The organism is Streptomyces sp. NPDC002911, from assembly GCF_053591835.1.
Map to the genome: position 1 here is coordinate 463,127 of NZ_JBSFUO010000001.1, position 25,088 is coordinate 488,214.

At 69.6% G+C, this 25,088-nt stretch carries 28 protein-coding genes and 1 pseudogene; 8 read left to right on the forward strand and 21 right to left on the reverse strand.

Annotation, left to right across the window (positions count from 1 at the left end; genetic code table 11):
• Positions 1 to 180: 180 nt before the first annotated feature.
• Positions 181 to 1,140 (reverse strand): LysR substrate-binding domain-containing protein, encoded by a 960-nt coding sequence (locus ACWD04_RS02070; RefSeq protein ID WP_451127087.1) that lies wholly within the window; start codon positions 1,138 to 1,140, stop codon positions 181 to 183.
• Positions 1,141 to 1,272: 132 nt separating this feature from the next.
• Between ACWD04_RS02070 and ACWD04_RS02075 the strand changes: the two genes are divergently transcribed.
• The gene (locus tag ACWD04_RS02075) at positions 1,273 to 1,827 is read left to right on the forward strand and encodes a peroxiredoxin (protein WP_056793803.1); all 555 of its coding nucleotides are present in this window, start codon (positions 1,273 to 1,275) and stop codon (positions 1,825 to 1,827) included.
• A gap of 11 nt (positions 1,828 to 1,838) precedes the next feature.
• Positions 1,839 to 2,372, forward strand: coding sequence for an alkyl hydroperoxide reductase (locus ACWD04_RS02080; protein WP_451127089.1), 534 nt, complete (start codon positions 1,839 to 1,841; stop codon positions 2,370 to 2,372).
• A 63-nt stretch (positions 2,373 to 2,435) separates the two neighbouring features.
• Here ACWD04_RS02080 and ACWD04_RS02085 read toward each other — a convergent pair whose 3' ends face one another.
• The 5 genes from ACWD04_RS02085 to ACWD04_RS02105 all read right to left on the reverse strand — a co-directional run bounded on the left by ACWD04_RS02085 (position 2,436) and on the right by ACWD04_RS02105 (position 8,288).
• The gene (locus ACWD04_RS02085) at positions 2,436 to 3,167 is read right to left on the reverse strand and encodes a VOC family protein (protein ID WP_451127091.1); all 732 of its coding nucleotides are present in this window, start codon (positions 3,165 to 3,167) and stop codon (positions 2,436 to 2,438) included.
• A 29-nt stretch (positions 3,168 to 3,196) separates the two neighbouring features.
• Positions 3,197 to 4,615, reverse strand: coding sequence for an AI-2E family transporter (locus ACWD04_RS02090; protein ID WP_451127093.1), 1,419 nt, complete (start codon positions 4,613 to 4,615; stop codon positions 3,197 to 3,199).
• Positions 4,616 to 4,745: 130 nt separating this feature from the next.
• Positions 4,746 to 5,459, reverse strand: coding sequence for an aggregation-promoting factor C-terminal-like domain-containing protein (locus tag ACWD04_RS02095; protein ID WP_451127095.1), 714 nt, complete (start codon positions 5,457 to 5,459; stop codon positions 4,746 to 4,748).
• Positions 5,460 to 5,848: 389 nt separating this feature from the next.
• Positions 5,849 to 7,171, reverse strand: a complete 1,323-nt coding sequence (locus ACWD04_RS02100) for a PhoH family protein (protein WP_451127097.1) — start codon at positions 7,169 to 7,171, stop codon at positions 5,849 to 5,851.
• Between the two features lie 355 nt (positions 7,172 to 7,526).
• Complete coding sequence (locus ACWD04_RS02105) at positions 7,527 to 8,288, reverse strand: isoprenyl transferase (protein ID WP_451127445.1); 762 nt, start codon at positions 8,286 to 8,288, stop codon at positions 7,527 to 7,529.
• Between the two features lie 207 nt (positions 8,289 to 8,495).
• Here ACWD04_RS02105 and mgrA point away from each other — a divergent pair, with 207 nt between their 5' ends.
• Both mgrA and ACWD04_RS02115 read left to right on the forward strand, forming a co-directional pair.
• Positions 8,496 to 9,533, forward strand: a complete 1,038-nt coding sequence (gene mgrA, locus ACWD04_RS02110) for an L-glyceraldehyde 3-phosphate reductase (RefSeq protein ID WP_451127099.1) — start codon at positions 8,496 to 8,498, stop codon at positions 9,531 to 9,533.
• Between the two features lie 263 nt (positions 9,534 to 9,796).
• A complete protein-coding gene (locus ACWD04_RS02115; RefSeq protein WP_451127101.1) occupies positions 9,797 to 10,975 on the forward strand; it encodes a winged helix DNA-binding domain-containing protein in 1,179 nt (392 codons plus the stop codon).
• 27 nt (positions 10,976 to 11,002) lie between these two features.
• Here ACWD04_RS02115 and ACWD04_RS02120 read toward each other — a convergent pair whose 3' ends face one another.
• The 3 genes from ACWD04_RS02120 to ACWD04_RS02130 all read right to left on the reverse strand — a co-directional run bounded on the left by ACWD04_RS02120 (position 11,003) and on the right by ACWD04_RS02130 (position 13,243).
• Positions 11,003 to 11,458: a hypothetical protein gene (locus ACWD04_RS02120; protein WP_451127103.1), complete on the reverse strand. Its 456-nt coding sequence runs from the start codon at positions 11,456 to 11,458 to the stop codon at positions 11,003 to 11,005.
• A gap of 104 nt (positions 11,459 to 11,562) precedes the next feature.
• Positions 11,563 to 12,381, reverse strand: coding sequence for a class I SAM-dependent methyltransferase (locus ACWD04_RS02125; protein ID WP_451127105.1), 819 nt, complete (start codon positions 12,379 to 12,381; stop codon positions 11,563 to 11,565).
• A 70-nt stretch (positions 12,382 to 12,451) separates the two neighbouring features.
• A complete protein-coding gene (locus ACWD04_RS02130) occupies positions 12,452 to 13,243 on the reverse strand; it encodes a prepilin peptidase (RefSeq protein WP_451127107.1) in 792 nt (263 codons plus the stop codon).
• Between the two features lie 105 nt (positions 13,244 to 13,348).
• Between ACWD04_RS02130 and ACWD04_RS02135 the strand changes: the two genes are divergently transcribed.
• Entirely contained in the window at positions 13,349 to 13,741 is a 393-nt protein-coding gene (locus ACWD04_RS02135) for a DUF192 domain-containing protein (protein ID WP_451127109.1), read from the forward strand.
• A gap of 164 nt (positions 13,742 to 13,905) precedes the next feature.
• Here the strand turns inward: ACWD04_RS02135 and ACWD04_RS02140 are convergent, their stop codons facing one another.
• The 4 genes from ACWD04_RS02140 to ACWD04_RS02155 all read right to left on the reverse strand — a co-directional run bounded on the left by ACWD04_RS02140 (position 13,906) and on the right by ACWD04_RS02155 (position 16,728).
• A complete protein-coding gene (locus ACWD04_RS02140; protein WP_451127110.1) occupies positions 13,906 to 15,093 on the reverse strand; it encodes a glycosyltransferase family 39 protein in 1,188 nt (395 codons plus the stop codon).
• 98 nt (positions 15,094 to 15,191) lie between these two features.
• Complete coding sequence (locus ACWD04_RS02145) at positions 15,192 to 15,374, reverse strand: hypothetical protein (RefSeq protein WP_451127112.1); 183 nt, start codon at positions 15,372 to 15,374, stop codon at positions 15,192 to 15,194.
• A 92-nt stretch (positions 15,375 to 15,466) separates the two neighbouring features.
• Positions 15,467 to 16,129: a hypothetical protein gene (locus ACWD04_RS02150; protein WP_451127113.1), complete on the reverse strand. Its 663-nt coding sequence runs from the start codon at positions 16,127 to 16,129 to the stop codon at positions 15,467 to 15,469.
• Entirely contained in the window at positions 16,126 to 16,728 is a 603-nt protein-coding gene (locus ACWD04_RS02155; protein WP_451127115.1) for a sigma-70 family RNA polymerase sigma factor, read from the reverse strand. Before ACWD04_RS02155 ends, ACWD04_RS02150 begins: the two co-directional genes overlap by 4 nt.
• 573 nt (positions 16,729 to 17,301) lie before the next feature.
• Between ACWD04_RS02155 and ACWD04_RS02160 the strand changes: the two are divergent.
• The 3 genes and pseudogenes from ACWD04_RS02160 to ACWD04_RS02170 all read left to right on the forward strand — a co-directional run.
• Positions 17,302 to 17,631 (forward strand): annotated as a pseudogene (locus ACWD04_RS02160) (Scr1 family TA system antitoxin-like transcriptional regulator); the annotation flags it as partial.
• 11 nt (positions 17,632 to 17,642) lie between these two features.
• A complete protein-coding gene (locus ACWD04_RS02165) occupies positions 17,643 to 17,834 on the forward strand; it encodes a hypothetical protein (RefSeq protein ID WP_451127117.1) in 192 nt (63 codons plus the stop codon).
• Between the two features lie 166 nt (positions 17,835 to 18,000).
• Positions 18,001 to 18,561, forward strand: coding sequence for a dihydrofolate reductase family protein (locus tag ACWD04_RS02170; protein ID WP_451127119.1), 561 nt, complete (start codon positions 18,001 to 18,003; stop codon positions 18,559 to 18,561).
• A 125-nt stretch (positions 18,562 to 18,686) separates the two neighbouring features.
• On the opposite strand, the gene ACWD04_RS02175 is transcribed toward ACWD04_RS02170, so the two are convergent.
• The 8 genes from ACWD04_RS02175 to ACWD04_RS02210 all read right to left on the reverse strand — a co-directional run bounded on the left by ACWD04_RS02175 (position 18,687) and on the right by ACWD04_RS02210 (position 25,087).
• Positions 18,687 to 19,337, reverse strand: a complete 651-nt coding sequence (locus ACWD04_RS02175) for an OmpA family protein (protein ID WP_451127121.1) — start codon at positions 19,335 to 19,337, stop codon at positions 18,687 to 18,689.
• 8 nt (positions 19,338 to 19,345) lie between these two features.
• Positions 19,346 to 19,933, reverse strand: a complete 588-nt coding sequence (locus ACWD04_RS02180; RefSeq protein WP_451127123.1) for a hypothetical protein — start codon at positions 19,931 to 19,933, stop codon at positions 19,346 to 19,348.
• Positions 19,934 to 19,959: 26 nt separating this feature from the next.
• Positions 19,960 to 20,613: a pilus assembly protein TadG-related protein gene (locus tag ACWD04_RS02185; RefSeq protein WP_451127125.1), complete on the reverse strand. Its 654-nt coding sequence runs from the start codon at positions 20,611 to 20,613 to the stop codon at positions 19,960 to 19,962.
• Positions 20,613 to 20,840: a hypothetical protein gene (locus ACWD04_RS02190; RefSeq protein WP_451127127.1), complete on the reverse strand. Its 228-nt coding sequence runs from the start codon at positions 20,838 to 20,840 to the stop codon at positions 20,613 to 20,615. The genes ACWD04_RS02185 and ACWD04_RS02190 overlap by 1 nt, the downstream gene beginning before the upstream one ends.
• A 613-nt stretch (positions 20,841 to 21,453) precedes the next feature.
• Positions 21,454 to 22,341: a DUF5936 domain-containing protein gene (locus tag ACWD04_RS02195; protein WP_451127128.1), complete on the reverse strand. Its 888-nt coding sequence runs from the start codon at positions 22,339 to 22,341 to the stop codon at positions 21,454 to 21,456.
• Between the two features lie 17 nt (positions 22,342 to 22,358).
• Positions 22,359 to 23,294 carry a type II secretion system F family protein gene (locus ACWD04_RS02200; RefSeq protein WP_451127130.1) on the reverse strand — a complete coding sequence of 312 codons (936 nt, stop codon included), beginning with the start codon at positions 23,292 to 23,294 and terminating at the stop codon, positions 22,359 to 22,361.
• Positions 23,295 to 23,304: 10 nt separating this feature from the next.
• Positions 23,305 to 24,642 (reverse strand): CpaF family protein, encoded by a 1,338-nt coding sequence (locus ACWD04_RS02205; RefSeq protein ID WP_451127132.1) that lies wholly within the window; start codon positions 24,640 to 24,642, stop codon positions 23,305 to 23,307.
• 31 nt (positions 24,643 to 24,673) lie between these two features.
• Positions 24,674 to 25,087, reverse strand: a complete 414-nt coding sequence (locus ACWD04_RS02210) for a TadE/TadG family type IV pilus assembly protein (protein WP_451127134.1) — start codon at positions 25,085 to 25,087, stop codon at positions 24,674 to 24,676.
• Position 25,088: the final 1 nt, after the last annotated feature.

Sequence of the window (25,088 nt, forward strand, 5' to 3'; positions counted from 1 at the left end):
CATGGCTACGCCCGGCGCGATCGGCCCGGGCACCCTTCCCCACGCTCGGATCACGGCTCGGATCCGGGTCGACGGATGGCCGTCGGCCTGCTGGTCGGGCGGCCTGGGTCCGGGCGGCCGCGCCCGGGCGGCTTGCGCACGGAGTGAGAACGCGAGGGGCGAGCCCATCGGCGTACGCGCTCACCCCTCCGCGTGCACCCGCACCGGCAGCGTCTCCATCGCGCCCCGCAGCGCGGCCGCGAGCTCCTCGAACTCCTCGTGCCGCGCCGAGCCGGTCCGCACGGCCAGCGCCACCCGCCGCGAGGGCGCCGGGTCCGTGAAGTACCCGGTGGACAGCGCCTCGTCCCGCCCGGTCTCCACCGTCACCGCCGTACGCGGCAGCAGCGTCACCCCGAGCCCGCCCGCGACGAGCTGTACCAGGGTGGAGAGCCCGGCCGCCGTCGTCGTCACCGGCGCCCCCTGGGTGCGCCCCGCCTCCCGGCAGATGTCCAGCGCCTGGTCGCGCAGGCAGTGCCCCTCGTCGAGCAGCAGCAACGGCAGGTCGCGCAGTGTCTCGCGGGACAGACCGGTGCGCCCGGCGAGGTCGTGTTCCTTCTCCATGACGAGGACGAAGTCCTCGTCGAACAGCGGCAGTTCCGTGACTCCGGGCACCCCGAGCGGCACGGCGAGCAGCAACAGGTCCAGCCGGCCGGCCGCCAGTCCGTCCAGCAGCGAGGAGGTCTGCTCCTCATGGACCTGGAGATCGAGGTCCGGGTAGCGCTCATGGACCAGCCTGAGCACGGCCGGCAGCAGATACGGCGCGACGGTCGGGATCACGCCGAGCCTGAGTACCCCGGTGAACGGCGCGCGCACCGCCTCGGCCTCCTCCATCAGCTCACCCACCGCCTCCAGCACCGCTCGGCTCCGCACCGCGAGGCGCTCCCCCGCGGGCGAGAGCAGCACCTTGCGCGTCGTACGCTCGATGAGCTGGACACCCAGTGCCACCTCCAGCGCGGACACCGCACCGGAGAGCGCCGGCTGACTCATCCCGATTGCTGCCGCGGCATCCCGGAAGTGCAGATGCTCCGCAACCGCCGCGAAGGCGCGCAGCTGCGAGAGGCTGGGCTGCTTGACCCTGATGGTCTGATTTACATACGCCACTGATAGGCACCTCCGATCATCCCGACCGAGTGTAGCTATTTCCGTGATCAATGCACTCTGTGCCAAAGTGAGAGCAGTCCAACCCCCAGGAACGCCCCCAAAAGGGGATTTCCTACACAGCAAGGAGTGCGCGTGCTCACTGTCGGTGACAAGTTCCCCGAGTTCGACCTGACCGCTTGCGTGTCACTGGAGAGCGGCAAGGAGTTCGAGCAGATCAACCACAAGACCTACGAGGGTCAGTGGAAGATCGTCTTCGCGTGGCCGAAGGACTTCACCTTCGTGTGCCCCACCGAGATCGCCGCCTTCGGCAAGCTGAACGACGAGTTCGCCGACCGTGACGCGCAGGTCCTCGGCTTCTCCGGCGACTCCGAGTTCGTGCACCACGCCTGGCGCAAGGACCACCCGGACCTGACCGACCTGCCCTTCCCGATGCTGGCCGACTCGAAGCACGAGCTCATGCGTGACCTCGGCATCGAGGGCGAGGACGGCTTCGCCCAGCGCGCCGTCTTCATCGTCGACCAGAACAACGAGATCCAGTTCACGATGGTGACCGCCGGTTCCGTGGGCCGTAACCCCAAGGAGGTCCTGCGGGTTCTCGACGCCCTGCAGACCGACGAGCTCTGCCCCTGCAACTGGACCAAGGGCGAGACCACCCTCGACCCGGTCGCGCTCCTCTCGGGCGAGTGAGCTGATACGACATGGCACTCGATGAACTGAAGTCCGCGGTACCGGACTTCGCCAAGGACCTGAAGCTGAACCTCGGTTCGGTCATCGGTAACAGCGAGCTCCCCCAGCAGCAGCTGTGGGGCACCGTCCTGGCCTGCGCGATCGCCTCGCGCTCGCCGAAGGTGCTGCGCGAGCTGGAGCCGGAGGCCAAGGCCGCCCTCTCCGCCGAGGCGTACACCGCCGCGAAGTCGGCCGCCGCCATCATGGCGATGAACAACGTCTTCTACCGCACCCGGCACCTGCTGTCGGACCCCGAGTACGGAAACCTCCGTGCGGGCCTGCGGATGAACGTCATCGGCAAGCCGGGCGTGGAGAAGGTCGACTTCGAGCTGTGGTCGCTCGCCGTCTCCGCGATCAACGGCTGCGGCCAGTGCCTGGACTCCCACGAGCAGGTGCTGCGCAAGGCCGGTGTCGACCGTGAGACCATTCAGGAAGCCGTCAAGATCGCTTCGGTGATCCAGGCGGTCGGCGTGACCCTCGAAGCCGAGGCCGTGCTCGCCCAGTAGTACCCGCTGTACCTTGTACGAGAAGGGCCCCGAGGACGACCGACCGTCCCCGGGGCCCTTCTTTCATGTGCACGCCGTGGCAGGGGCCGGGGAGCGCGGCCTGACGTGGAAGGTCAGGCCCTCCGGGCTGCTGAGCCGGAGACACGGCCGGCCGTCGGGGTCACGCTCCCTGCGCGACTCCCGACCGTGGGCGAGGGCCAGGGCCGCGACGAGGTCCACGTCGTCGACACCGAGGGCGAGCTCCCACCGTGGCGCTGAGGCGTCCGGGCCGCGTGCCGGCACGAAGTGGGCGCGGTCCGGGACGGTACCGAGCATCACCGCGTAGAAGTCGCGCGCCCGCCCGGGGTCCGGAGAGGCGAGGATCATACTCTCCGGGCCGCCGGCCGCCGGGGACCACCGGTGGGACTCATGCGTCTGCCACAGGGAGACGGCGGCCCCCACGGGATCCAGCAGGGTCGCGATCCTGCCCCGGTCACCGGCGTCGAAAGGAGCGAGCACCAGGTGTGCGCCCGCGTCCAGGGCCCGGTCCGTGGCCGCGTCCACGTCCTCGACGGCTAGGTAGTAGGCGGTGTGTGCGGGGAGCCCTGCCGGGTAGAGCGGACCGGTCAGATCGCTGAGACCGCCTATCCGGTGGCCGTCGGCAGTGATCGTGGTCGCCCGTCGCCAGTCGTTCTCGTCCACGGCGAAGCCCCAGCCCAGCACCGCGGAGAAGTACGCCGCGGTACCGGACGGGTCATGGGTCTTGAGGTCCATCCAGCAGAACTCGTGGATCGCGCCCAGGTGTCGCGGTGTCATAGCACTCCGTGCCGGATCACTCGTGTCGGTCAGTGCTTCTGGTCGTCCGGCGAGCCGGCCCCGTCCCCGCGGCCGTCCGGCGCGTCCGGACCGGGTCCGTCCGCGGGAAGCGGAAGCGGCCGGGCGGAGGGCGGTTCCGTCGGTGGTACGGCCGAGAGCGCTGTGGCGCCGTGCGGTCCGGGCCCCTGGAGCACGCCCGGGTTCTGCCCGTACGAGCGGAGATAGCCGACCACCGTGTTGGTCACCGCGACCAGCGGTACGGCGACGACAGCGCCGCCGATGCCGGCGATCATCCCGCCCGCCGCGACCGACAGCACCACGGCCAGCGGGTGGACGCGTACGGCGCGGCCCAGGATGAAGGGCTGCAGGATGTGGCCTTCGATCTGTTGCACGGCGAGCACCACGATCAGCACCATCAGAGCGGTGAACACGCCATGGGTGACGAGCGCGACGACCACGGCGAGGGCTCCGGAGACCACGGCGCCGACCAGCGGGATGAAGGCGAACAGGAAGATGAACACGGCGAGCGGTACCGCCATCGGCACATCGAGGAAGTAGATCCCGAGCCCGATGAAGATCGCGTCGATCAGCGCCACGATCACCGTGCCCCGCACATAGGCGGTCAGCGTCCGCCAGGCGCGGGGTCCGGCGCCCGCGACGCCCGGGCGGGCCTGCGAGGGCACCAGCTTGAGCACCCACTGCCAGATGCGCTTCCCGTCGTAGAGCAGGAAGAGTGTCGAGAACATCGCCAGCAGCAGCCCGGTCAGGACCTCCACCATCACCGTGACGCCCTGGAGCCCGGCGGAGGTGATCTCCTCGGTGTTGGTGCCGATGGTGTCGCTGAGGTTCTTCGCGATGTCGTTGATCTGCGACTCGGTGACATGGAACGGGCTGTCCAGAAGCCAGCGCTTCAGCTCGTCGATGCCGTCACGGACCCGGTCCGAGAGGGTGTCCAGATTGTCCATCACCTGCCAGACGACGAACCAGCCGACCAGGCCCATGACAACGAAGCCGAGCACCGCCGTGACCGCGGTGGCCAGACCGCGCGGCAGCCCGAGCCGCTTCAGACGTACGACGGTCGGCTGCAGCATCGCGGTCACCAGCAGGGCGGCGACGAAGGCGAGGACGACCAACTGGACGGCGCTGATGACCCGCATGAGTACCCAGAGCGTGCCGGCCAGGACCAGCAGCCGCCAGCCCGCCTCGGCCGCCACACGCATCCCCCACGGGACCGCGGCCACCGGGTCGGGTCGGGCGGCGACGGAGGGGGCGTACGCAGGCGGGCGCGGCACCTGTTCGACGACGGCCGTGGAGAGCGTCGACGAGGAGACACTCACGGCGTCCTCGTCGGCGCGGCGCTCGTCCTCGGCGCGGCGTTCTTCCAGACGCGCCCCGATCTCAGTGAGTTCGGCGCCCAGCCGACCGAGCCACCCCGGTAGTTTGGACATGGATTTTCCCTTCCCCCATACGCTCCCCACACGCCCCCGGGAGCTGTCGGGGTCGACCGTACACGCGTGAAGCCCCGCACCTGGGACGGTGCGGGGCTTCCCGGAGCCGGGCGCGGAACCTCGTGCGTTCCTAGTACCAGTGGTTGGCCTGCCAGAACGACCAGGCGGCGCAGGGGCTGCCATAGCGGTCGCTGTTCATGTAGCTGAGGCCCCACTTGATCTGCGTGGCCGGGTTGGTCTGCCAGTCCGCACCCGCCGAGACCATCTTGGAGCCCGGCAGCGCCTGCATGATGCCGTAGGCACCGGAGGACGGGTTGGTGGCCTTGTAGTTCCAGCCCGACTCGCGCTCCACGATGTTGCTGAAGCACTGGAACTGGTCGGACGGCATCATCGCGCGGGCCATCGCCTGCACTTCGGCGACGCTGTAGGAGCCCTGCGCCGAGAACGAGGAGGCGTCACGGACGGAGGAGCGGCTCGCACGCTCGGCCGCATCCGCCTTCTTCTTGGCCTCGCGCTGCGCCTCCAGCTTGTCCTCGGCCGCCTGCTTCTTCGACTTGGCGTCCTTGGCGGCCTGGATGCGGGCCGTTTCCTCGGCGGACTTCTTGGCCGCCGCATCGGCTGCCGAAGCCTGCGCGTCGGCCTGCTGCGTCAGCGAAGCGGTCTGAACCTGGGCCTGCTGGCCCGCCGGGATGTCTGCGAGCAGCGTGGTGTCGGCTGCGGCCGCCTCGAAGTTGTTGTCGTCGACAGCGGGAGTGCTGCCCGATGCAACGCCTACGACGGCGCCAACGGTGGTGACCGCGGTGGCAGATGCCACGGCGAACCCCCGGACCGAGATCCGGCTCACACGGTGTCCTTCCAGCATCGCCCGCTTAGGTGACCTCGCGGGCGCAATCGTGCCCCTGACACTGGCCTCCCTACTGCTTGGGTCACGGGAGGCACGGGCCCGGTGGGCGACTTCCTTGCGGAAGTGCCGCGTGGTGCTCGCGGGCGGCATACGGACGGCGTTTGTTGAGTTGTGTGGTGCGTGGCGCCTTCGGAGGTGCCTCAGTGCCGTATGCGGGGCCTGACGGAAGCAAGACTCTGCCGGAAGGACACGGCGCGTTGCAATTCTGTGTTGCGTGTGAAAGGTCACACCTCGTTTGGTGCACGACTTTTTCGGAAATGACGGCGCAGCACAGTGCCGCCCGGCTAAGCTCCTTCGCTCGCCGGGCGGCATCTATGGGGTGTAGCGGGTCAGATGTGGCCGTCCTCCAGCATTTCGGTCACCAGCGCCGCGATCTGCGAGCGTTCGGAGCGGGTGAGCGTGACATGCGCGAAGAGCGGATGCCCCTTCAGCTTCTCGACCACGGCGACGACTCCGTCGTGCCGGCCGACCCTGAGGTTGTCCCGCTGTGCCACGTCGTGCGTGAGGACCACCCGTGAGTTGGTCCCGATACGGGACAGCACGGTCAGCAGGACGTTCCGTTCGAGGGACTGTGCCTCGTCCACGATCACGAACGCGTCGTGGAGCGAACGGCCCCGGATGTGGGTGAGCGGCAGGATCTCCAGCATCCCGCGCCCCAGCACCTCTTCGATGACCTCGCGCCCGGCGACCGCCGACAGCGTGTCGAAGACGGCCTGCGCCCAGGGGCTCATCTTCTCGGCCTCACTGCCGGGGAGATAGCCGAGCTCCTGCCCTCCGACCGCGTACAACGGCCGGAAGACCATCACCTTCTGATGCTGCCGGCGCTCCAGCACGGCCTCCAGGCCCGCGCAGAGGGCCAGCGCCGACTTGCCGGTACCCGCCCGGCCGCCCATGGAGACGATGCCGACGTCCTGATCGAGGAGCAGCTCGAGCGCGATGCGCTGCTCGGCGCTGCGGCCGTGGATCCCGAAGGCCTCCCGGTCGCCACGTACGAGACGTACGTTGCCTTCGGCGGTGACCCTGCCGAGCGCCTTGCCGCGGTCGGACTGGAGAACCAGCCCCGTGTGCACGGGGTATTCGGCGGCTTCGGGGATGTACAGGCTGTCCTCGCTGAACAGCAGGTCGACCTGTTCCGCGGCGAGGGACAGCTCCGCCATCCCGGTCCAGCCGGAGTCGGTGACGGCGAGTTCGGCACGGTACTCCTCCGCGAGGAGACCGACCGAGGACGCCTTGATCCGGAGGGGCAGGTCCTTGGAGACGACGGTGACGTCGTACCCCTCGGCCTGCAGATTGCGTGCTACCGCGAGAATCCGTGAGTCGTTGTCCCCCAACCGGTAGCCGGCGGGCAGGACGCCGGGGTCGGAATGGTTGAGTTCGACACGGAGCGTCCCGCCCAGATCCCCGAGCGGGATCGGGGCGTCCAGCCGGCCGTACCGGACCCGGAAGTCGTCCAGCAGGCGCAGGGCCTGCCGGGCGAAGTATCCGAGCTCGGGGTGGTGCCTTTTGGCCTCCAGCTCCGTGACCACGACGATCGGGAGCACGACTTCGTGCTCGTCGAACCGGGCCATGGCGTTGGGGTCGGCCAGCAGGACGCTGGTGTCGAGAACATAGGTGCGCCTGTCGGGCATGCGGCGCTTGGTGCTGGTCACCACGGAAGGACGTACCCCCTCGGACGAGGTCGGGGAGTGCGACGGACGTCGCGGAACTTCCCAAAGGGAGAGAACGGGCCGGGTCCGGACCCCGAGCGCGGGCCGGACGCCGGCCCTCCGCGTCGGCCGCACGGTGTGCGGTCCTTCGTGTGCAAAGGGCCTCCCGGGCGAGCGGGCTGGTGCCGCTCACTTGGCTGCGACGTCCGCCTGGTTAACGACCGGACGTCGACCTGAGAGCTGTATTCCCTTCCACGCGGGAAGCCATGCCCCGGCCTGCGACAAACGAGGGGCCCCGGGTGTGCCGACCGCGCCTGTCCTCTTCCGCCCTCCGGCCGCCGGACGGGGCGGCCTGGTGCCGTCAGGCCCCGTAGCGCCGGTGACGCGCCGCGTAGTCGCGCAGGGCGCGCAGGAAGTCGACCTTGCGGAAGGCCGGCCAGAAGACCTCGCAGAAGTAGTACTCCGAATGGGCGCTCTGCCAGAGCATGAAGCCCGACAGCCGCTGCTCCCCGCTGGTACGGATCACGAGGTCCGGGTCGGGCTGGCCGCGGGTGTAGAGGTGCTCGGAGATCAGGTCCGTGGAGACGACCTCGGCGAGCTCCTCGAAGGTCGTGCCCCTGGCGGAGTGCTCCAGGAGGAGGGAGCGGACCGCGTCCGCGATCTCCTGGCGTCCGCCGTAGCCGACGGCGACATTGACGATTATCCCGTCGATGCCCGCCGTGGCCTCCTCCGCCTCCTTGAGGACGGTCTGGGTCCGCGACGGCAGCAGGTCGAGCGTACCGACGTGGTGCACGCGCCACCGGCCGTCGGACGCGAGCTGGCGCACCGTGTTCTCGATGATGCCGAGCAGCGGGATGAGCTCCGCCTCCGGCCGGTCGAAATTGTCCGTGGAGAGCAGCCAGAGGGTGACGACCTCGACATCGGTCTCGCTGCACCAGCCGAGCAGCTCCGAGATCTTGTCCGCCCCGGCCTGGTGTCCCTGCACCGCCGAGCCGCCGGACGCCTTCGCCCAGCGCCGGTTGCCGTCGAGGATGACTCCGATGTGCTTGGGGACCTGGTCGTGATCCAGGCGGCCTTCCACCCGGCGTGCGTAGAGCCCGTACACCAGGTCGCGCAAGTTCACTGAGTTCACCCTCTCGGTCCTGTACGGGCCCGAGGCCCGCCCTCCCCCTCACCGGGGGTCCGGGGCCGCCCCCCGGGGGATCGCCGCGCGTTCCGCGCACCGCGCTTTCGCGCCGCGGACCGGCATGTCCCGAAGCGGCCACATTACTGCTGACGGGTCGCAGGGGCCCAATTCGGTGTGTCACAAGTCCGTGATAAGGAGTGAAACGTGACTGATTCCCTCTCCTACCTCGCCGGCACCTCCCGCTACGACTTCATGGAATACCGCCGCACCGGCCGCAGCGGGCTCAAGCTGCCGGCCGTCTCGCTCGGTCTGTGGCACAACTTCGGCGACGACCGGGGCCTGGGTTCCCAGCGGGCGATCCTGCGCCGCGCCTTCGACCTGGGCGTGACCCACTTCGACCTGGCCAACAACTACGGCCCGCCGCCCGGCTCCGCCGAGCTGAACTTCGGCAAGCTCTTCCGCCAGGACTTCGCCCCGTACAGGGACGAGCTCGTCATCTCCACCAAGGCCGGCTACCGCATGCATCCCGGCCCGTACGGCGAGTGGGGATCCCGCAAGTACCTGCTGTCCTCGCTCGACGCCTCCCTGCAGCGGATGGGCCTCGACCACGTCGACATCTTCTACTCGCACCGCTTCGACCCCGCCACCCCGCTCGAGGAGACGATGGGCGCGCTCGCCTCCGCCGTGACCCGGGGCAAGGCGCTGTACGCGGGCGTGTCCTCCTACAACGCGGCGCAGACCGCAGAGGCGGCGCGGCTTCTCAAGGAGATGGGTGTACCCGCCCTGATCCACCAGCCGTCCTATTCGATGGTCAACCGCTGGACGGAGGCGGACGGGCTGCTCGACACGCTGGAGACGGCCGGCATGGGCTGCATCTCCTTCGCTCCGCTCGCCCAGGGGCTGCTCACCGACAAGTACCTGACGGGCATCCCCGAGGGTTCACGCGCCAGCCAGGGCAAGTCTCTGGACCCGGACCTGCTGTCCGACGAGATGGTGCGCCGACTGCGGGGGCTGAACGACATCGCGCGGGGCCGCGGGCAGTCCCTCGCACAGCTGGCGCTCAACTGGGTCCTGCGTGACAGCCGTATGACCTCGGCCCTGATCGGCGCGTCGAGCGTGAAGCAGCTGGAGGAGAACGTGGCCGCGCTCGCCGCCCCGGCGCTGACCGCCGCCGAGCTGAAGGAGATCGACACCTTCGCCGTGGACACCGCGAGCACCAATATCTGGGCCAACCGGCGCTGACACACCCGCCGCCGGTGCTGCGTACGGGCCGCACATCCGGAGCACGATCCGGGCACAAAAAAACGGGCCGGTCCGTGGGGGGGGGGTACGGACCGGCCCGAGGGGGGGTTTCCACCATAACCCTTCGTAAGTGATGCTGCGTGCCACGCCACGAATAATCACTCTCCGAATTCGGAGGACTGCGTAGCGGCCATATCTTCGGGCACTCGGACAGGGAACCAACAGGACAGGAACTGTCCTGTTGGTGTCCTAGATTTCGGGCCATGACGACACGAGCCCGCAGCATGACCGTGAGCTGGTCCCAGGCGAATGCCCGGCGCCTGGACCGGCAGTCCCTGTCCGAGAGCGCCCTGTCCGCCGGCCACGCGGCCCATGACGTCACCGGCGCCGTCACCGCGATGCTCGGGGCGCACGCGCAGGTGCTGTCCGCCGCCGAACTCTCGGCCGGGCTCCGCGCGCCGGGAGTGACACGTACAGGGGTACGGACGGCGCTGTGGGCGGACCGGGCCCTCGTCAAGACGTTCGGCCCGCGCGGCACTGTGCATCTGCTGCCCGCCGGGGAACTGCCGATGTGGACCGGAGCCCTGTCCGCCGTACCGAGGGGCAGCAGCCCGTTCACCAAGGACGCCCGGATGTCGCCGGACCAGGTCGAGGCGGTCGTGGCCGCGGTGGCCGAAGCCCTGACGGGTACCGAGCTCACGATCGACGAACTCTCCGACGAGGTGATCGCCCGCACCGGCCCCTGGGCAGGTGACCTGGTGATGCCCGCGTTCCAGGGATATTGGCCGCGCTGGCGCCAGGTGCTGCATCTTGCGGGCCATCGGGGCGCCCTGTGCTACGCGCCGAACCAGGGCCGGAAGGCCACGTACACCAACCCGGGGACCGACCCGATGCCCGGCCAGAAGGCGACGGCCGCGCTCGTACACCGCTATCTGCGGGCGTACGGCCCCGCCACGCCCGTCCACTTCGCCCAGTGGCTCGCGGCGCCGCGCGGCTGGGCCGGGCAGCTCTTCGAGGACCTGGCCGGGGCCGGCGCGATCGAGGAGGTGACGTTCGAGGACTGCGGGACGGCGTGGGTGGCGGCGGGCGACACCCTGTTCCCCTCGGAGGCGCCCCGCGGGGTGCGGCTGCTCCCCTACTTCGACGCGTTCACCATCGCCTCCCGGCCCCGCGAGCGGCTGTTCCCCGGCGCGGCGTACGAGCGCGCGCTGGCCGGCGGCCAGGCGGGCAACTTCCCGGTGCTGCTGGTGGACGGCACGGTCGCCGGGGTGTGGCACCAGCGCCGCTCGGGGAAGCGGATCGCGGTGACGGTGGAACCGCTGAGCCCGCTGGACACCGGGCGGATGCGGGCGCTCGAGGAGCAGGTGCAGAGGCTGGGCGAAGTGCTGGAGGGCACACCCGAGCTGACGGTGGGAAAGGTGAGCGTGGGCGGTCACGCGTAGCGCGGGGCCCGCCGGGGATCAGGGGCATCAGCAGGGGACGAAGCGGATGGCCACCGTGTCCCCGCCGATGACCACGAAGTCACCGTTCTCGCACCGGATCACCGCCTCGCGCACCTCGCCGTGCTCGTCGCGCCGCTCCTGCGTGCCGGTGACCGTCCAGGCCCCGCCGTACGGAGGGACCGGCAGCCGGCTCAACTGCTCGAACTGCCACTGGCCCGCGGGTACGCACCAGTCGGGAAGGCCGGGCCAGGCTCCGGAGGTGATGCTCAACGTCCGGTCGGAGGCGCAGGTCAGCAGGACCGACTGCCCGTCCTCCAGTACGAATTCGACGGCTTCCGGCTCACCCGCGCGGCCCTCGGGCCGGTAGAAGAGGCCTTGGACCGCGGTGATCCGCGCGCCCTTGAGCCAGTCGGCCTTCCCATGGCGCGGCCGGCCGGTCGGCGCACTGATCTCTCCGCCCGGCATTTCCCTTCCCACCGACATGACCTGCTCCTTCGTTGTGCGCTCAACCACCAGGGTCGCACTACTCAGGGATAGGACGGAGGGACGGGTGATGCCGTTTCATCAGCCGGCCGGGGAAGGCGACTTCAGAGTGGGAACGTTGGCGCCCCCTGCGGCTTCCGCGCCTCGATCAGGAAGCGGGCGCTGTGCGCGACGAACGGCCCCTCCTCCTCGATCTGCCGGTGCAGGGAGCGCAGTTGTGGAAGGTAGGCGGCGACGGTGAACCCCGGAACCATCCAGATGACCTTGCGCAGGAAGTGGACGACGGCGCCGATGTCGAGGAACTCGACGCGCAGCCGCTCGGCGCGCAGATCCGTCACCTCCAGTCCGGCGGCCTCCGCGTCCCGTCGCGCGCGCTGCGGGTCCCGGGCGCCGCGCTGCTGGGGGGACAGCGGACCGAGGAAGTACTCGATGAGCTCGAACACGCTCTCAGGACCGACCTGCTGGGAGAAGTACGTGCCTCCGGGGGCCAGCACCCGGGCGATCTCGTCCCACCACGTCGCCACCGGGTGCCGGCTGACGACCAGGTCGAAGGCCCGGTCGCCGAAGGGCAGCGGCGGCTCGTCGGAGTCCGCGACGACGACTGCGCCGCGCGGATGGAGCAGAGCGGTCGCGCGGGCGACATTCGGCGGCCAGGACTCGGTGGCCACGGTGAGCCGCGGCAGCACGGACGCGGAGGCGAGGACCTCCCCTCCCCCGGTCTGGATGTCGAGCGCGGCCCGGGCCCGTGCCAGCTTGCCCGCCATGGCGCGCGCGTACCCCCACGAGGGGCGCTGCTCGGTGGCCCGTCCGTCGAACCACGAGAAGTCCCAGCCGTCGACGGAGACGGCATCGGCCTCCGCGACGAGGGAGTCGAAGCGCGCATCGGAGGCGGACGGGACGAAGGGTGCGGACGATGCGGTCATCTGGGGAGGGTGCCAGTCCGCCACGACCTGGCGCGAGCGGGTATTCCCTACGTGGGTGCGCAGGTGGGACTCAAGCGGCGAGGCCCCCGAACAGCAGGCCGACGAGCGCTCCCGCGATCATGAACGGGCCGAACGGAATACCGGTCTTGCGCCCCGCCCGCCGCATGAGCATCAGTCCCGTCCCGTACAGCGCGCCGAGCAGGAACCCGGCGAAGCCGCCCGCGAAGACGACCCCCCAGCCGTACCAGCCGAGCGCCACGCCCAGGGGGAGGGCGAGCTTCACGTCGCCGAAGCCCATGCCGTTCGGGTTGATCAGGAAGAGCAGGAAGTAGAAGCCGCCGAGCGCCACTCCGCCGAGCAGCGCGGCCGTCCAGGACCCGCCGTGCTCGGGCAGCAGGGCCGCACCGCCCAGGAGCACGACGGCCGCACCGGCGAGAGCCCGCGTCAGCGTGTCGGGGAGCCGGTGGACGCGGCGGTCGATGACGGCGAGGAGTACGGCGAGGGGGGTCAGCAGCAGCCAGACGGCGGCCTCGGGCCGGGCCCCGGTGGCGGCGGCGAGGGCCACGCAGGCGAGCACCGTGACCACCGGGGCGACGACGGCGGGGGCGTAGCGGCCTTGCCCGACCGGTGCCGGGGCCCGGGGTACCGCGCCTCCTGGGAACGAGGGGACGGCCACGGCGCATGGCGCGCACCTGGTCGAGCCGAGCCAGCCCCGGGCCGGCCCGGTGAGGGCGTGCCCGGCCGGGCAGGCGTCCCGCCAGGGCTCTTCGGGCTCTACGGAGAAGCGGTACGCGGCGCGCGGGAGCAGCAGTCCGGCGGCGGCGCCCCAGAGCGCGGCGACCGCAATCATTGTGGCGTCCACGGCTCCGACCTTAATCCGGCCCGCGCTGCGGGGTCTTGGGCTCTGGGGCCCACCGGTCGCCGTTCCGGGCCCATGCCCCGGCCGGGGAGGCTACGGTCGCTTCCCATGGGGACATGGCGTGACGGCAGCGGCACACTGACGCTCGGGACGGACGCCGACGTGCGGGAGGTGCCGCTGCGCATCGCCGCTTCGTACCGGGCGCGGGCGCGTGGGCTGCTCGGCGTGGACGGCGTCGAGGGCGCGCTGCTGATCACCCCGTGCGGGAGCGTGCACACCTTCCGGATGCGGTTCGCCATCGATGTGGCGTACCTGGACCGGGGGTTCAACGTACTGGCGGTCCGCACCATGGAGCCCGGCCGGCTCGGCCCGCCCAGGCTCCGCGCCCGCCACGTGGTGGAGTCGGAGGCCGGGGCGATGGAGCGGTGGGGTCTGCGGCCCGGGACGCGGGTGCGGGTCTCCGTACCCGGCGTCACGGGAGTTTCGCCGCCTGCGCCGTGACGAGTGCGGCGGGGACCTCCGGTGTCGTCGCCGTGCGAAGTCGGCCGCGTGAAGGGGGACGACCGTCGATCCGGTCCGTACGAGGCGGAAGACGAGCGGGCCCCTGCCCCCCTCCAGGCCGCCCGTCACTCGGTGCCCCCGGCCCGTGGGCCCGTGGGACCAGCTCACGGCGGCCCCGGCCCCAGCAGCGTCCACGCCCCGTACGCGGCGGAGCCGGCGGCGAGCACGGCGACAACCGCCCCCGTGCGCACCGTCGTACGCAGCCCCGCCAGCGCGACGGCCGGGGGCAGCAGCAGGGGGAAGGCGGGCATCATCAGGCGCGGCCGGGAGCCGAAGTAGCCGGAGCCGATGAGCGAGATGACGACGACCGCGATGCCGTACACCAGCACGGGCAGCGGCTGCCGCTGCCGTACGCACAGGAACACCAGCCATCCCAGCAGCCCCAGTGCGGCGCAGAGCCCGAGCGCGGCGGGCAGCGGCAGTCCGGCGATGAACGCGGCCAGCGCCCGGCCGCCGTCGATGCTGTTGCCCCACTGCGCCTGGACGTCGAAGTACGCGAACGCGCTGCCCTCCCGTACGGCGACGAACACCACGTAGGCCAGCCATCCGAGCGGCGCCAGGCAGACCCCCAGCAGCATCCGCGCGTTCCGGCGCGGCAGACCACGCCGGTCGCCCGCACGCCACTCCCGTACAAGGACGACGACGGCGGTGAGCGCCAGCGCGGCGATGAGCGCGGCGGCGGAGGGCCGTGTCAGCCCGGCGAGCACGCAGAGCGCGCCGGCGGCGATCCAGCGGTCTCTGAGGACGGCGTACAGGGACCACGCGGTGAGCGCGGTGAACAGGGTCTCGGTGTACGCCATCGACTGCACGAACGCCGTCGGGTACGCACCCCACAGCGCGGCCAGCACCACCCCGGCCCGCCGCCCGTACAACCGTGCGCCGACGGCGAAGATCCCCCAGGCCGCGAGGAGCCCCGCCAGCCAGGCGACGGCGATTCCGGCGCCCTGCACGGTGAACGGGGTGACCGCGGCGAGGCCGCGTTCCAGGGCCGGCAGCAGCGGGAAGAAGGCCAGGTCGGGGTGGACGCCACCGTCGGGGAGGGTGACGGTGTAGCCGTAGCCGTCCTCAGCGATCCGCTGGTACCAGACGGAGTCCCAGCGTCCGCCGAGCAGATGCAGGGCGTCCTTCCCGGCGACCGACGCCGACACCCAGAAGACGAGGAGCCCGACGGCCCTGACCGCCGCGTAGGCGCCCAGCGCGGGGGCGGCGGCGGTGAGCAGGGCCAGGGCGCGGTGCCGGGTGCCGGGGGCTCCGGGCGCCGCCCGGCGGGGGCGCGTCTGCTGATCGGGCATGCGGCCGATTATGGGCCCGCCGCCGCGCGGGTCACCGGGCCGGGCCTGCCCTGGCGCCCGTCCACCCGGCCTCGGCCGCCACGGCCGCGGGCCCCGCTTCAGAGGTACTGCTGGAACCAGAGCCCGGCGAGGCTCGCGGTGAGAAGCCCCGCGCCGTAGCAGAGCCCACGTACGAAGTGGCCTGCCGCCGCCCGGCGCTGGGAGCGCGCCCATCGCCGTAGGCGGCTGGTCCGGGCGCGGGGCGTCCGGTGTGCGGGCGGAGTCGTGGTCACACGGTGCATGTCGGTCCTCCGGGCAGGAAGAAGGGAGCCCTCCGGGGCACATCGGCGCCCAGGGGGCTCCCTTCGGTTCGGTGCGGGTGGGGGTACGGGTTTCAGCGGCTCGTGAAATCGCGCAGGTGATCGGCCAGCCGACGGTCCGGGCGGCTCAGTATGGGACTGCTGCCCTCTCCCGCGAGCCGGTCCACCTCCATCTCCAGCAGTCCGGTGGGGGGCGTGCTGGCGTCCGAGCCGTTCTTCCGGACGTAGGTGGCGACCGTCTCCAGGCACCCGAGGAGGACGTCGTCGATGCTCTCGGCACCGGGGCGGGAGTCGGTGACCTCGTGCCTCCAGTGCGCGGCCTCACGGTTCTCCCCGAGGGAGAGGTGATGCAGATGCAGGCAGTACGCGGAGACGCGATGCCCGGCTCCGGCCGAGAGCTGCCACCAGAACTGCGCGCTCTGCGGGTGTCCCGTCAGATGCAGGAGGCATGCGAAGACGGCGGCGCCTTCGACGTCGAAGGTGGTCTCCGGCAGCGGAACAGCGAGCTTGTCGATGTGCCCCGCCGCGCCGGGCGCGTTGATCATCCACCGGCAGACCGTATTCAGCCGGTGCCCCGCCTGGGCGGCCCTGGCGGTGTCGGTCGCCGGCGCGGACCGGCCTACGTCGGCCGCCAGCCGGCGCAGTGCTGCACCTACGTCGAACTCCGTGGGGTCGGTGACGGTGACGCGTGCCCTTTCCAGGGCACCGTCGATCGTGGCGCTGGTCGCTGCGGTCACTGTCCTCCCTCGTCTCCCTGCTTGGCCCGTGTGCGTACGGGCAGTCCCAGCTTTCTCCCCAGGCGCTCCTTCGCCCTGCGGCAGTGGTAGTTCACGGTGCGGTCGTCCAGGCTCATGAAGCGCGCGATCCGGTTGGTCGGGTAGCCCAGGAGGTAGCGCAGAACGACCACCGTGTACTGCCGCACCGGCAGTTCCGATATCGCTTCGTACAGACCGATACGGCTCTCGGCGAGCTCGAGTTCACCCCGCAGCACCCGCAGGTCCCGTTCGATCTGCCCGTTGATGATGTAGGCCGGATCCCGGCCCTCCCGCGCCAGACGCCGGGTGACGTGGCGGTGCAGCACCGCGAGCGTGCGTCGCTCCAGTTCGTCCTCCTGGAGCAGCCCGTCCCAGACGGCGTGGATCTCCAGAAAGACCTCGTGGACGATGCTCTCCGCTGCGGGCCTCGTGCCGCAGTGGATCTCCGCGTACGCGTGGAAGAACTGCTGGTGACTGAGGACGAATGCCTCGAAGTCCAGCGGCAGCGCCAGCGGTTCGTCCACATCACGGCTTCTGCCGTCCACGGTTCGCCCGCCCTCGCGGACGTCGTCATCGCGCATGGGGACCTCCGGCACGCGGCGCTCTGGTGGGCACAGCACTCTTCACGGGATTCCTCTTCGTTGAGGGGCACCGACTACCGGTGCCTGCGGCCCGGTTGGCTTCTGGTCCCCACTCAAGCGAATCCGGGCCCCCCGGACTCATTCGTAGTCAGAAAAAATTACCGGACGTGCTCATTCCGCCACTGGGCGCAAGATCCACAGCCGACACAGGTCACTTCATGGCATCTGTGAGCAGGCGCGATCCCCCCGCCGTACGGAGGGGACGCGTGTCCGCGCGGCGGTGATTGTGGCGCAGGACACAACCCCCCTCCCCCCAGCGCCGGTCGCAGAGGCACGCTTCGCCACACACCCCGCCCTCCCTCACCGCGGCCGCGGTTTTCCACAGGCCGGCGCAGCATCCACGCCCGCGCGGCATCCTCCCCATGACGGGGAACCTTCAGCACTTCGCCCGATGGGGCATTCTGCTCACCCGGGAGGCCGTCGCGGCCGGATCGGGCCTACGGCAGTTGAGCCGGTCGCTGCACGCAGAGCACTGGCAGCGCGTCGTACCCGGCGCCTGGGCGGCGCCCGGTATCCGCTCTCCGCATGCAGTTCGGCGGACGGAAGTCCGCACGGCAGCAGTTGGAACACCTGCTGACCATGACGGAGATGCCCCACATCACGCTGCGTGTCATCCCGTTCGAAGCGGGCGCCTTCCCAGGCGCGGGGCAAACCGTCAACTACGCCGAGGGTCCCACATCGCAGCTGGACACCGTACAAGTGGACAGCACGCACGGACCCGAGTTCCTCTATGGGGAAGCTCAGCTACAGAAGTACCGTTCACACCTGGACTGGATGGAACGGATTGCACTGCCACCCGAGGGGTCTCGGGAGTTCATCCACACAGTCGCACGCAGCCTCTGAGGGGAGAGTCCATGCCGGACGTCACAGGGGAAGCGCCGTTCTGCGGTGAAGGAGCCAGCTGCTACCAGCTCGGCACGGACGAGCAGGGCAACAGCTATATAGCCCTCGCCGGGGCGGAGGATCGTTACCTCACAGACAGCCGCGAGGCCCTCCAGCAGATGATCCGGGACATCAAGGCCGGCAAGGCCGATCACCTGCTGTAGACCGCAGCCGTACCCCCACCGGCCGGGCGCCTGCGACGGCCCAGGGGCTGCCAGGCGCCCAGCCCTAGATGTGGAGGCCTGCATGCGAGCTGAGATCGCGCACCGATGAGCTTCCCGCGCCGCGCCCGTCTGTACACGTGAGGCCGACTCACGGAAGGCCCGCACCATGCGGAAACTGATCTACGGCATGAACGTGACCCTGGACGGCTACATCGCCGCGCCCGGCGACGACATCGGCTGGAGCCTGCCCAGCGACGAGCTGTTCCAGTTCTGGTCCGACCAGTCGCAGGCGACCGACCTGTCGCTTTACGGGCGCAAGCTGTGGCAGATGAGTTCCTACTGGCCGACCGGCGACCAGCAACCCGACGCCAACCCGGCGGAGATCCAGTTCGCGCGCCGCTGGCGGAACATGTCGAAGGTGGTGTTCTCCTCGAGGATCGACAAGGTCGACTGGAACACCCGCCTGGTCACCGGCAACGCGGTCGCCGAGATCACTCGGCTCGGGGCCGAGGACGGCGGCCCGATGGACATCGGCGGCGCGACGCTCGCCGGGGCGGCCGTGCGGGCCGGGCTGATCGACGAGTACGTGCTGGCCACCGCGCCGGTCCTGGTGGGCGGCGGCACACCATTCTTCACCGCGCTGGGCAACTGGGTGAACCTCAACCTGGTGGAGACGCGGACGCTTCCCTGCGGCGTGATTCTGACCAGGTACGAGACGAGGCGGTGAGCGCCCTTCCTGAATGATCAGCGCCTCAGGAAGGACGCCCCCGGCCCTCAGCCAGCAGTCTGCTGCGATGGTCGAGTGCAGCGAGAATTGAAAGGCTGCAGGACCTCGCCATTGATCCGCTCCTTCTACGAACTGCCGGTGCGCTGGAAGGTGATCTCCACACGGCGGTTCTTCTTACGGCCTTCTTCGGTGTCATTGCTCGCGATCGGGTACTGCTCCCCGTAGCCACGGATCTCGAAGGTGACGTTCGGGAGGCCCGGGGACAGGACGCCCTGCACCGCGTTGGCCCGCTCCTTGGAGAGGACGTCGCCATGGGCGGAGGTACCGAGGTTGTCGGTGAAGCCGAAGACGCGGACCTTGGAAGCGTTCTGGTTCTTGATCTCCGCCGCGATCGCGACGATACGGGCGTTGGCCTCACCGCTGAGCTTCGCGCTGTCCTTGCCGAAGAGGACCTCCGCCTGGAGGGCGAAGGTGATGTCCACGTTGGTGTCCTCGCGGCGCTCCTCGCCGCCCATGTCCTCGACGACCGACTTGATGTCGAGCACGCGGATATCGCCGAGGGTCGCGCCGTCACCGAGCATCAGCCCGGGCGAGTTCGCGTCGACCTCGACGGGCGGCGAGGCGGAGGGAACGGCGTTGGGGTCATCGTCCGCCGTTGCGGGGGCCGCTCCCCAGAGAGTCGATGTGCCAAGGACGACCGCCGCAGCGGCGGACAGTCCGATGCGGCATCGGAGTGCGCTCCGGGGTGCGGCTGGTGTGGGGGTCGGTGGCTGCATGACGGCCATCACCCTGTGATCTTGATCGTCGCGGTGGGCATGGTGGGGATCTGGAAGTCGACGTCGGTGGTCCCTGCCGGCGGGGCCGGGAACTGGACGAAGAACGGCGCCTCCGCTCCTGGTGTCAGGCCTTCGAACTTGGTGCACAAGCAGCGACCGTCAGTGTCCCGGAGTACGAGATACCGCTTCTTGCCTGCCTGGTCAACGAGAGAGGCACCTGCCACCGAAGCCCCATTGCCAGCCACTTCCCTTTCGATACCTTGCCAGCCAGCAGCGGTCCAGATCTGCTTTGACCCGTTCTTAACCTTTCCCTTTACCGTGACAAACCCACCAGCCTCACGCTTTATCGAATTTACGATGACCTCAACGCCGTCCCCGCCCTTGATTGTGGCAAGCACCTGGTTCTCGTCGTCCTCAGTTGGCACAGGAGCCTCGCTCTCCTGCTTCGACGACGAGGCCGAAGAACTTTGCCCCTTACTCTCAGGTTCTTCCGAACCGTCATCGCCCCCACAGGCCGTCAGCACGACAGCCATAGCTACGGTGGCAGCAGCGACAGCGGCTCCGTTGAGACGAATCCGGGTCATGACTGCACGCATCTGCGTGTTCCTCTCGATGACGTCACTTACTTGTCGGCCAGGTGGACGGAGAAAAGGCCTGCAAGGTCGGGCAGCAGATCAAGGTTTTCCGGGTCGATACGGAAGTCTTCTTCGTCATCGCAGACGACTTTGTGCGGTTGCTGCTTTTCACCCTCGTTCGTGCCACCTTCGCTATCCTCCTGTGAAGGACTCGGCGTAGCGCTCGGCGGAGGAGCTGTGTCTTCTTCGAGACGGCAGCGCGGCTCGATCACCGCTCTGGCGGTTGCCTGGGCCTTCTTCGCTTCGGTGCCGGGGATGACCGAGCTACCGACGGTCTGGTTAGTCTCGACCGTGACCGTGTAGGACGCCTCGGGCCAGTCATCCGAACCGCAGGAAATCTGGTGGGCATCATTCTCGGCCGCAAGCCGGCCGGCTGCGGAGCACGACCCCGCTCCGATGTCCCGCCCGCTCAGCAGGTCGTCCCACTCTTCGAAATCAAATGCCCCCGGCCAACTCCACTCGTCACGCGCATCCAGTGCCGCCGCAAGGGCTGCCGCGTCTGCGGCCGTCTGGGCCTCGTTCTTCTTCACTGAAGCCTGACCGACGGCAAAATAGGCGAACGTAAGGAAGAGCAGACCTGCTACCACCGCAATGTAGATGGGGAAGGCCTGTCCTGCGTCACGAGCCCGTCGTGCCGTCACTAGCCACCCGTGACCTTGTTGATCTGTGCGGTGAGGGCAGTCGCAATGGCGTTGCCGAGGTTCGTGGTCATGAGCACCCCGATGATCGCCACAACCACCACGATGATGCCCAGGTACTCCACCGCGCTCTGTCCCCGGTCTCGGTCCGCCCGGAGCTTCATGCGCTCGACGGACGTGTTCGCCCAGACCTTGGCGTTGACGGAAGCCTTCAGCATCAGCTTGCTCATGGTGTTCCCCTCCGGGTTCGGCCGGCCGGTTGCCGACCGATGCGTAAGACTTTGTGGTGCCGCTCCCGTTTCCGGCTTCCTCCGGGCCGGTGCCGTTTGCGACGTATGAAACGTTAGGCCGGACACCCCGCCCGCCGCAGGCCCTCGGGGCCCAAAAACGGCCCCAAAACCCGCGCCGGGCTCCTGGCGTCGGCTGCGGGCCGGTTCGCGCTCCCGCGTCCGGGCCTGCGCTCCCCTGTTCAGCCATGGCGGTCCGTTCCCCTCGCCCCAGGTTGCTCGAGCGTCTTTTCGCCGGCGAAGCAGGGACCAGTGATCCGGTGGTCGACCGTCCCGGATACGACGCGTTCCATGCCTTTCGCCTCCCTCGAACTGACGCCGATGTGCCCCGTGTTGCGGATCATTGGCCCGGCACGGCTTCCTTCAGCCGAAGACTGTGCCACAAAGGGTTGCAGTCGCGAAAGAGCTCCCCGCTGGACGACATACTGGGCGGCGCACCGCGGCGAGTGGTTCCGTGACGCCCGGTTAGGGACCTCGGCCCGTGAGACGTCGTTCGGCATCCTGCGGCCTCCTCTCGGATCTGATGGGGATGGGTTCTCGGAGCGGTGGCGCGGGCTCAGTCGCCCGTCAGTGATCCGAAGTCGGTTCCGGAGCCGAGGAGCATGGCGGCGCCCATGAGGAGCACGGTCGCGGGGATCATGAAGGTGGTGACCATCAGGGTGGCCTTGGGAACGGCTTTGGCCGCCTTGCGCCGGGCGTTCTGGGCGTCGGTGCGGCGCATGTCGTTCGCGATGGCGATGAGGGTGTCCACGATCGGCGCCCCGAGTTCCTCGCCCTGCTGGAGTGCGGTGACGAACATGGCGACCTGCTCGGAGTCGTTGCGTTTGCGCAACTCGTCGAAGGCCTGGCGGCGGCTGATCCCCATGTCCATCTGCCGCAGGGTGATGCGCAGTTCGTCGGCCCATGGGCCCTTGTACTTCTCCGACACCCGGTCCAGTGCCTGCCGGAAGCCGAGTCCGGCGGAGACGACGACGGCGAGGACATCCAGGAAGTCGGGAAGTGTGCGGTCGATGTCGTCCCTGCGCTTACGGACCGCTGCCCAGATGCCGACCTCGCCCCAGAAAAGACCGAAGGCGACCATGAGGAGCGCCATGAGGAACCGGCCGCTGGTGAGCATCGCGAAGGCTGCGAAGGCGCCGAGGGCGCTGTAGACGGCTCGGCGGGCGGCGTAGCGGTCGATGGTGAGTCCGCCGGGGTTGCCGGCCATGTCGATCTTGCGGCGTTTCTCGTTGACCTTCTTCGGTCCCATCAGGCGGAGCACGAGGGGCGCCCAGCGCATACCGAGCCGGTCGAGGCCGGAGCCCACCACGGTGGTGCGGGTCGAGCCCATCTCCAGGGCGAGGGCGAGGTCATCGGGGAGGGCGGCCTCGGCCCGGTACATCCGCACCCCCTTGAAGATGCCGAACACGCTGAGGCCGACCACGAGAGCGAGCAGCAGTTCCATATCGGTCGGTTGCCTCCTCAGATATCGATCTTGGAAATGCGGCGGATGCCGACGAATCCGACGGCGTAGAGCCCCAGCGAGATGATGACGGCGGTCTGGCCGATGAACGATCCCGTCATCCGGTCGAGCGCGCCGGGCATGATCGAGTTCACCAGGAGCATCGCGCCGACGCCGATGGCCGGGACCGCGTACGCGGTGGCGTTGATCTGGGAGAGCTGGGTGCGGACCTCGCGCCGAGTCTCCTTGCGCTCCTCCAGGGTGACGGTGAGGTTGCGCAGCGAGGACACCACCTGGCCGCCGGCCCGGTTGGAGAGGATCAGCGTGGCGACGAGTACGACCAGTTCGCGGGACGGCAGGCGGGCGGCGAGTCCGTCCAGCGCGTCGTCGAGCGTGCGGCCCACTCCCAGCTGGTCGGCGACGATACGGAGTTCGTCGCCTGCGGGTGCCTCGAGTTCGTCGGCGGCCATGGCGATGGACGTACGCAGGGAGAGCCCGGCCTGGGTGGCGTTGGCCAGCACCCGGGAGATCTCCGGCAGTTGGCTGATGAAGGCCTCGGTGCGCTTGGTGCGGTGCCAGTTCAGGAAGGTGTTGGCGCTCCAGATCCCGGCGAGCCCGGCGAGCGGGCCGAAGAACGAGGCCAGGACGGACGCGGCGATCAGCCACAGGGCTGCGACCCCGGCCATCACGTGGACGAGGTATTCGCCCGGGGTGACATCGAGCCCGGTGGCCGCGAGCTTCAGCTCGATCCTCTTGCCCGTCTTCGTGCGGCGCAGCCTGCGGTCGAGGCCCCGGAAGCGACGCTGCGGGCCCTTCTCGATCTGCCCGGTCGAGGTGAGCCGGTCGACGAGTGCTTCGCGCTGGGCCTTGCCCGAGGTGTAAGCGTGCAGGCCCAGGACGCCGAGTACACAGCACAGCAGCGTGACACCGAGGGTGAGCGGTGCGAGGTTGTCCATGTCGGGGTACCTATCTGGCCTCTCGGGTGGCGAGGTGTTCGTCTGACGGAGCGACCCCGAAGGCCTGAGGGACCGGCTGTCCGGCCATGTACAGCCGGTCGGCGATACGTCGCGGGAGCGGGAGGGCCTGGAACTCACCGTGGATCACGCCGTCGGCGTCCATCGGCCGGGCGTTGAACCGGGCGACGGTGACGATTCTGTAGGGGTCACGCCCGTGTGAGTCGAGCACGGCGATCTCGGTGACCTTCCTGGCACCGTCGGCGTGCCGGGTCAGCTGGACGATCACGTCCACGGCGCTGTTGATCTGGTCGTGCAGGGCCTCGAAGGGGATCTTGATCTCGGACATCGACGCGAGGGTCTGGAGACGCATCAGGGCGTCCTCGGCGCTGTTGGCGTGGACGGTGGCCAGTGAGCCGTCGTGGCCGGTCGACATCGCCTGGAGCATGTCGAGTGATTCGCCGCCTCGGACCTCACCGACGACGATGCGGTCGGGGCGCATACGCAGGGAGTTGCGCACCAGGTCGCGGATGGTGACCTGGCCCTTTCCCTCCACGTTCGCGGGGCGGGACTCCAACCGGATCACGTGGTTCTGCTGGAGCTGGAGCTCGGCGGAGTCCTCGATGGTGACGATGCGTTCGTTCTCGGGGATGAGTCCGGAGAGCGCGTTGAGCAGGGTGGTCTTGCCCGTGCCGGTGGCCCCGGAGACGATCACGTTGAACTTGGCCTGGACGAGACCGGCGAGCAGCAGCAGCATCTGCTGGTCGAGCGAGCCGAAGCCGATCATCTCCTGGAGCGAGAAGGACCTGGGGAAGCGGCGGATGGTGAGCGTCGCACCCGTGAGCGAGAGCGGCGGAATGATGACGTTGACACGCTCACCGCTGGGCAGGCGGGCGTCGACCATCGGGTTGGCCTCGTCCACCCGGCGGTTGACCGTGGAGACGATGCGCTCGATCGTCTGCATGAGCTGCTCGTGGCTCGCGAAGCGCATCGGGAGCTGCTCGACCCGGCCCGCCCGTTCGACGAAGATCTGGTCGGGTCCGTTGACCATGATCTCGGTGATGGAGGCGTCTTCCAGCAGTGGTTCGAGGACGCCGAGCCCGAGAGCCTCGTCGACGACCCGGCGGATGAGCTGGGAGCGTTCGACGGTGGAGAGGACCGGGCCCTCGCGGCTGATGATGTGGCCCAGGACGCGTTCCAGCCGGGCCCGGCGGTCGGCGGCGGCCAGCGAGGACATCTCCGCGAGGTCGATCTCCTCGAGAAGCTTCGCGCGGTACGTGGCGACCAGGTGGCCGTCCTCCCGCCCCCCTCCGCGCTCCTCGGGGGCGGTGATGCGTGCCCGCAGGCTCATGGCTGGTACTCCTCGGATGGGATGGATGCCCTCAGTCGCGCGGCATGGCGGAGTCGCGCGGCATGGTGGCGGACTTCTCGACGGTCCGGTCACCGAGCAGGCCGAGCAGGACGTCCGGGATGGCGACCGTGACCGTCACCGTGACCGCGTCGCCCCGGGCCGCCGGCGAGATCTGGGCCCGCTCGGCGACCCAACCGGTCATGGAGGCCTTTCCGACCCGTTCGTAGGACCCGGCGACATCCTCCTGCGCAGCGGTACGCGCGGCGGCCCTGGCCCCGGTGCCCGCCTGCTGCGCGGTGAACGCGATCAGGCCGAGCTGGATGCCGGCGAGGGCGATCAGGATGAGGACGGGGAGGAAACCCAGGTACTCGATGGCGGTCGAGCCGCGGTCCCTTCCCCTGCCCGGTCCCGGTCCGGCCGCGCGTGGGATGCGTACGGGTGCCATG